The organism is Yoonia sp., assembly GCF_042093035.1.
GTDB lineage: Bacteria > Pseudomonadota > Alphaproteobacteria > Rhodobacterales > Rhodobacteraceae > Yoonia.
Window position 1 is genome coordinate 1 of sequence record NZ_JBELFI010000133.1, and the last position, 6,207, is coordinate 6,207.

A 6,207-nucleotide genomic window follows, 5' to 3' on the forward strand; every position below is an offset into this window, starting at 1 on the left:
CTGCCGCCACTGTCGGTGGTCGTGCTACAAAAACGCAATAGCGTTAAGAAAGACAAGACATAAAGGGGGAGGAGAAATCATGCCGACAAAACGTATTACACAACGGTCAATGGCATTCGTACTTGCAGGGGGCCGGGGGAGCCGCCTGAAAGAACTGACAGACCGGCGCGTGAAACCTGCCGTGCCATTCGGTGGCAAAGCACGGATCATCGATTTTGCACTATCCAACGCGGTGAATTCCGGTATCCGTAAACTGGCCGTTGCGACCCAGTACAAAGCGCACAGTCTGATCCGCCACACACAACGCGGCTGGAACTTCTTCCGCTCCGAACGCAACGAATTTCTGGACGTGCTGCCTGCCTCGCAACGCGGCGGCAATGAAAGCTGGTACAAGGGCACGGCAGATGCAGTGACCCAGAACATTGATATCGTTGACAGCTACAAAGTGGACTACGTGATTATCCTTGCCGGCGATCACATCTACAAAATGGACTACGAAATCATGCTGCGCCAGCACGTCGAAACACAGGCGGATGTGACCGTCGGCTGTCTGACTGTACCACGCATGGAAGCCACCGCCTTTGGCGTCATGGACACCGACAAAGACGGGCGCATCACCAGCTTTCTGGAAAAGCCGGCTGATCCGCCGGGGATGCCGGATAATCCCGACAAGGCGCTGGCGTCGATGGGGATTTATGTCTTCAACTGGGAGTTCCTGCGCGAACTTTTGTTGAAAGATGCCGAGGACCCCAATTCGACCAATGATTTCGGCAATGACCTGATCCCCGGTATTGTCGCCAGCGGCAAAGCCATGGCGCACCGGTTTGATGAAAGCTGTGTGCGGGCGGATGGCGCCCCTGCCTATTGGAAGGATGTGGGTACCGTTGATGCCTTTTGGCAGGCGCACATCGACTTGACAAGTTTCACGCCAGAGCTGGACCTGTGGGACAAGGACTGGCCAATCTGGACGTATAACGAAAGCGTCCCGCCTGCCAAGTTCATCCATGATGAACGCGACAGGCGCGGCATGGCGATCTCTTCGATGATCTCGGGCGGGTGCATTATTTCAGGGACGGAGGTGCGCAATTCTGTGCTGTTCACGAATGTGCATACCAATTCATACGCGGTGCTGGATAATGCAGTAGTTTTGCCGAATGTCGTGGTCCATCGGTCAGCCCGCTTGCGGCAGGTGGTTGTTGATAGCGGGGTCGTCATTCCCGAAGGCCTCGTCGTCGGCGAAGACCCGTCCGAGGACGCAAAGTGGTTCCGTGTGACAGAGCGCGGTACGACACTCATCACACAAGACATGCTGGACAAGAGGGCCGCTGCCACATGACCAAGGCGCTTTTTGTTGTGTCTGAATGCGCCCCACTGGTGAAAACCGGTGGGCTGGCCGATGTGGCGGGCGCTTTGCCCGGCGCATTGGCCGAACACGGGATTGCCGTGCGCACGCTGCTGCCCGGCTACAGAACGGTGCTGGCGCAGCTTGGCAAGACGAAGAAAGTCGCGGCATACAAGGACCTCCTTGGAGGGCCCGCCAAATTGCTGGCCTGCAACGTCGCAGGTCTTGATCTGCTGATCCTTGACGCCCCGCATCTTTATGACCGCGACGGGGCGATTTACGGCGATGCCACGGGCAAAGACTGGTCAGACAACGCCGAACGCTTTGCGGCCCTTTGTCAGGTTGCAGCAAAGATTGCGGACGCTGGTTTGGGCGACTGGACCCCTGACATTGTCCACGGCCACGACTGGCAGGCAGGCCTGACGCCAGAATACCTGAACAATTTGCAATGCGAGGTACCCTTCGTCTTTACCGTCCACAACATCGCGTTCCACGGAAATACCGACGCAGAGAAGCTGGGACGGCTTGGCCTCGATCCTGCGCGGTTCAATGCCGACCATTTTGAGTTTTGGGGCCAAATCTCTGCGTTGAAAGCGGGGCTGGTCGGCGCCGCCAAGATCACAACCGTCTCGCAAACCTATGCAGAGGAATTGCTGACACCCGCTTTCGGGATCGGCATGGATGGCTTACTGCGCGCACGTCAGGCAGACCTGATCGGCATCGTGAATGGCATTGATCTGGATGTCTGGAACCCGGCGACCGACCCGAATATCAAACCCTACAAGACCGCCGCAGGCAAAGCGGCCAACAAGAAAGCGCTGCGCAAGACTTTCGGGCTTGGACCCTCTGACGGGCCGACGTGCGTTCTGGTCTCACGTTTGACTGAACAAAAGGGCATCGACCTTTTGCTCGAAACGCTGCCCGCCCTGCTGGATCGCGGCGGCCAGATAGCCCTGCTCGGTTCGGGTGATCCCAAGCTTGAGGTCGCCCTGCTTGAAGCCGCTGACGCCCATGAAAACCTGTCGGTCAAGATCGGATATGATGAGGCGCTATCCCATAAAATGATGGCCGGAGGTGACGTGATCCTTGTGCCGTCACGCTTTGAACCTTGCGGTCTGACCCAGCTTTATGGGTTGCGCTATGGCACGCTGCCACTCGTTGCGCTGACAGGTGGTTTGGCGGATACGGTGATAAACGCATCGCCGGCCGCACTGGCGCAAAATGTGGCGACCGGAGTACAATTCTTTCCAATTGAGGCACAAGCGCTGGCCAATGCCTTTGGGCGGCTTTGCGACCTTTATGCAGACAAACCCATGTGGAAGTCGATGCAACGCAACGCAATGAAGCAGCCCGTAGGTTGGGAAACCTCTGCTGCCGACTATAAGGCCGTCTATGACAGCCTGACAGAGGGCCAAAAGTGAACGTTGGCCCGTTTGAGACACGTCCCGGGCGGCCCTCACCGCTTGGTGCCACGGTTGATCCCGACGGGGTCAACTTCGCCGTCTTTTCACGCCATGCGACCAAGGTGATGTTGTGCCTCTTTGATGAAGAGGGCAACGAGAGCCAGAATATCGCATTGCCTGAACGCGAAGGCCACGTCTGGCACGGATATTTTCCGGGGATGAAGGCGGGGCAACAGTATGGTTTCCGCATGGACGGCCCCTATGCGCCGCAGGATGGGCATCGGTTCAACCCTTACAAGCTGCTGATCGATCCTTACGCCAAACAACTGACTGGCCACCCCAAATGGAACGACGCGTTGTTCGGCTACACGCCGGGCCACAAAGACAAGGACCTGAGCTTCAACAAGACCGACAGCGCGCCTTATATGCCGCGCAGCATCGTCGTTGATCCGACATTCAACTGGGAGAACGCCGCAGAGCCGCGTCATGCGTTGGAAAGCTCGATCATCTATGAGGCTCATGTCAAAGGGCTGACAGCCGAACGCAAGGATATCCCGAACCCCGGCACCTATCTTGCGATGGCCTCTGACCCGATTTTGGAGCACTTGAATGATCTGGGCGTGACGGCGGTCGAACTCTTGCCCGTGCAGGCCTTCCTGAACGAGAAATTCCTGCTTGATCGGGGCCTGACAAACTACTGGGGCTATATGACCTACGGGTTCTTCGCCCCCGAGCCGCGCTATATGCAAGGCGCTGATATCGCTGAATTTCAGCAGATGGTCCGGCGGTTTCATTCCGCCGGGATCGAGGTCATTCTGGACGTTGTCTATAACCACACTGCCGAAGGCTCGCATCTAGGGCCGACGCTGATGTTTCGGGGATTGGATAACGCCAGTTATTATAGGCTGGCCGATGATAAGCGCTTCTACATTGACGATGCAGGGTGCGGTAATACGCTCGACTTTGAAAATCCGTTCGTAATCCGGCTGGTGATGGACAGTCTGCGCTATTGGGTGGAGGTCATGCATGTGGATGGCTTCCGCTTCGATCTCTGTTCAGCGCTTGGGCGCACGGCACGCGGGTTTGAACGCGACGGGCCGTTCTTTCGCGCGATCGGGCAGGACCCGGTGTTGAACCAAGTCAAACTCATCGCAGAGCCTTGGGACATCGGACCGGGCGGCTATCAACTGGGCGCTTATCCCGCACCATTTGCGGAATGGAACGACAAGTATCGCGATGATGTGCGCAGCTTCTGGAGCGGTGACAAAGGCAAGACGCGGCATACGGCAGAGCGCCTCGTCGGGTCAGCACCCTATTTCGATCACGACGGGCGGGCGGCGACATCATCGCTGAATTTCCTGACCGCCCATGATGGCTTCACGCTGGCAGATACAGTCAGCTACAACAGCAAGCACAATCTGGCGAACGGCGAAGATAACCGCGACGGGCATTCGAACAACCACTCCGATAACCTCGGGGTGGAGGGGCCAACGAAAGACCCCAAAATCAACGCCGCCCGGATGCGCCGCAAGCGTAACATGTTCGCCACACTGATGCTGTCGCAAGGTACGCCGATGATGCTGGCGGGTGATGAGCTGAGCAATTCGCAGGGTGGCAATAACAACGCCTATTGCCAGGACAATGAGATCGGCTGGGTCAATTGGCCCGAAAACGGCGACCCGTTCTTCCATTTCTGCAAACAGGCCATCGCCTTCCGCAAAATGCACCCATTGCTGCGGCAGACGCGGTTCCTGCATTCGCGGCAACGCTTGGTTGACGGTGAACCTGACCTGTTCTGGCGGCGCGCCAATGGCGAACCGATGACGCAGGACGATTGGGACAACCCCGAACTTGACACGCTGATTGCGGAAATGCGCATGGCGTCAGGATCACCGGAATACGTGAAACGAGAGGGGGCCTTGTTGGTGGTCCTCAACCAAGGTGCCGCGGTCGATATCGTCCCGCCTGCATTGCCCAAAGGTGATGCATGGGTCCGCAGATTTGACACCAGCCAAGAGGATGCGATCAAAGTGACGCCCGGCATGCATGTCGCGGCGCAGAGCGTGGTCGTTTTCTCGCATGAGACGGAGGAGGACTAAGATATGCCAATGCAAAATGTACGCACCACCCCGATCGAGGGGCAAAAGCCGGGCACCAGCGGGTTGCGCAAGAAGACGGCTGTCTTCAAGCGACCGCATTTTCTGGAAAACTACGTGCAGGCGATTTTTGACGGGATCGGTGGGGTTGAAGGAAAGGGCCTGATTGTGGGCGGCGACGGGCGCTATTTCAACGATCAGGCGATCCAGATTATCTTGCGCATGGCCGCCGCGAATGGCGCTGCGAAATGCATCGTTGGGCAGGGTGGTATCCTGTCTACGCCTGCCGCGTCGCATTTGATCCGCTTGCGCAAAGCAGGGGGCGGGCTAATCTTGTCGGCCAGCCATAACCCCGGCGGCCCAAATGCGGACTTTGGTTTGAAGTATAACGGTCCCAATGGCGGCCCCGCATCTGAGGCGGTCACTGACAAGATCTTTGCGCGGACGCTGGATATCGACTTCTACAGGATCATCGCCGCTAGCGATATTGATCTGGAAACCATCGGCACCCAGACGCTTGAGGACATGATGGTTGAGATTGTCGACCCTGTGGCGGACTATGCCAATTTGATGGAAACCATTGTAGACTTCGAAAAAATACGTGCCCTCTTTGCAAGTGGTTTTACAATGTGCTTCGACGCCATGCACGCCGTCACCGGTCCCTACGCCAAGGCCGTTCTTGAGGGAACGCTTGGCGCACCTGCGGGCACGGTCATCAACGGCACCCCCAGCCCCGATTTTGGTGGCGGGCATCCTGACCCCAACCCGATTTGGGCGAAAGAGCTGATGGACATCATGTATGGCGCGGATGCGCCAGATTTCGGTGCCGCGTCTGATGGCGACGGCGACCGGAACATGATCGTGGGGCGCGGGGCCTATGTGACCCCGTCAGATAGCCTTGCGCTTCTGACGGCGCACGCGCATCTCGCGCCTGCATACAGCGGTGGTTTATCCGGCGTGGCGCGTTCCATGCCTACGTCCCGCGCGGTAGATCGTGTGGCCGCAAGCCTCGGTATCGATTGCTTTGAAACGCCGACCGGTTGGAAGTTCTTTGGCAACCTTTTGGATGCTGGCAAGGTCACGCTTTGTGGTGAGGAAAGCGCCGGAACAGGCTCTGACCACGTCCGTGAAAAGGACGGGCTTTGGGCGGTGCTTTTGTGGCTGAACATCTTGGCCGAAACAGGTAAATCCGTTTCCGCGCTGATGTCCGATCTCTGGACGGCGCATGGCCGCTGCTATTACGCCCGCCTCGATTACGAAGATGTCGAGAGCGATAAGGCCAACGACATGATCGACACCCTGCGCGGCAAGCTTGGCGGTCTGACAGGCAAGTCCGTCGGCAATCTGACCGTCGAAAACGCCGATG

Annotated in this window: 4 protein-coding genes; all 4 read left to right on the plus strand. The window is 57.8% G+C overall.

Annotated features, from left to right (window positions below; genetic code table 11):
• Positions 1-79: 79 nt before the first annotated feature.
• Positions 80-1,336 (plus strand): glucose-1-phosphate adenylyltransferase, encoded by a 1,257-nt coding sequence (gene glgC, locus ACFDSS_RS12980; RefSeq protein WP_375256155.1) that lies wholly within the window; start codon positions 80-82, stop codon positions 1,334-1,336.
• On the plus strand, positions 1,333-2,763 hold the full coding sequence (glgA, locus tag ACFDSS_RS12985; protein WP_375256156.1) for a glycogen synthase GlgA: 1,431 nt from the start codon (positions 1,333-1,335) through the stop codon (positions 2,761-2,763). Before glgC ends, glgA begins: the two co-directional genes overlap by 4 nt.
• Positions 2,760-4,844 (plus strand): glycogen debranching protein GlgX, encoded by a 2,085-nt coding sequence (glgX, locus tag ACFDSS_RS12990; protein ID WP_375256157.1) that lies wholly within the window; start codon positions 2,760-2,762, stop codon positions 4,842-4,844. Before glgA ends, glgX begins: the two co-directional genes overlap by 4 nt.
• Before the next feature lie 3 nt (positions 4,845-4,847).
• A partial coding sequence (locus tag ACFDSS_RS12995) for an alpha-D-glucose phosphate-specific phosphoglucomutase (RefSeq protein WP_375256158.1) occupies positions 4,848-6,207 on the plus strand: 1,360 nt, incomplete at its 3' end.

Coding starts and splice junctions, on each gene's coding strand:
- glgA (WP_375256156.1), top strand. CDS start 1,333: ATGACCAAGGCGCTTTTTGTTGTGTCTGAATGCGCCCCACTGGTGAAA.
- glgC (WP_375256155.1), top strand. CDS start 80: ATGCCGACAAAACGTATTACACAACGGTCAATGGCATTCGTACTTGCA.